General features: G+C 40.4%; 1 protein-coding gene. It reads left to right on the plus strand.

Annotated elements, in window-relative coordinates; translation table 11 throughout:
* Positions 1-1,088 (plus strand): hypothetical protein (locus PFRI_RS21260; RefSeq protein WP_217653406.1); only part of this gene is annotated, 1,088 nt, incomplete at its 5' end.
* Between the last annotated feature and the right edge of the window lie 205 nt (positions 1,089-1,293).

The following is a 1,293-nucleotide window of genomic DNA, read 5'->3' on the forward strand; positions in this document are numbered from 1 at the left end:
AAGAATTTTACATTACAACTGAGGAAAACCCTTGGGGTGAATTCGTTGGCTCAATTGTGAATTCTGATGGTATTGTAGTAATTTTGGACAATACTGGAGACGTTATTACTAAGAACATTATTGGAAATGGTTTGTCGTTTGATATGATTAGTAAGGACCCAGATTTCCTTGAAATTTGGAACGAGCTAAAAAATGTGCTGCCTGAAAGTGTTACTTCAAATGAAGAAGATTTGCAGTTTTATTCAGCAGAAGACGCGAGTGGTGACGAACAGATTTGGTTATATCTAAATGGTAAAATGATGATCGAGGCTAATATTAAAGCCAGCGATTTTGCTTTGCCAAATTCAACCGACAGTGACAGTGCCTTTCAAACATTTGAAAATGAAACTATCACCGTTTCGGATATGAATGGTGAGCTTATTGCAAACGTTACAAGTACATTTATTTACACGCATGGTAATGGGCAGTTCTTCAATGATGAGGATATAACATATCAGAGTATGACATTCAGTTATGAGACTTCAAACGTCTCAGAATACGAGAATAACTATAATGGTTTTGTTGGGGACTACATTGATTGGCCAGACGTTGAATGGATCAAAGTTGACCAAACAATAGAGGTTCTTGAGAATGGGACTGAGAAAGAAAGTGGCTCATTCCAATTTATGGCTTCATCAGACACTGTTGGTGATAAATTTTTAGGTTCTCTTGAAATTGATGGAGTATCAATGATACTACGCGACCAGGATGGTAACATCCTTGATAGTTATCTTGGAATAGAACCTGATACGTCGACTGGCGCAGATACCATAACAACTGGCGATGGCTCAGATACAATTATTTTACGTGCTGGCGATGGTGGCGGTGCATTAACAGACGCTGACATAATCACAGACTTCACTGATGGGAGCGACGTTATTGGTATTGATAGCGGGCTTCTATTCAAAGAACTTACAATTGCTCAGGGCACAGGCAACTATGTCAGCGATACCATCATCTCTAAAGGTTCAGAGCATCTCGCCATCCTTCAAGGGATCGATGCAGATTTAATCTCTGAAGCTGACTTTGAGCCCGTAGATTTTGCCTAACATGTCATCGGAAAATCATCTGACTACGTCACCAAAAGTTAAGACAGGTTTTGGCCTCTTAGCTTGCTTTGCTTTAGTTGGCTGTCTTGGGACTAACGATCCCAAGGTGGAGCCTTTTCAGCCTAATTCTGCTCTTACCTACGATAAGCAAGCACCTCTCGAAACCCACTCATCAGCCTTAGTTAAAGCTATTGTAAGCACGCCA

Source organism: Planktotalea frisia (genome assembly GCF_001890925.1).
GTDB lineage: Bacteria > Pseudomonadota > Alphaproteobacteria > Rhodobacterales > Rhodobacteraceae > Planktotalea > Planktotalea frisia.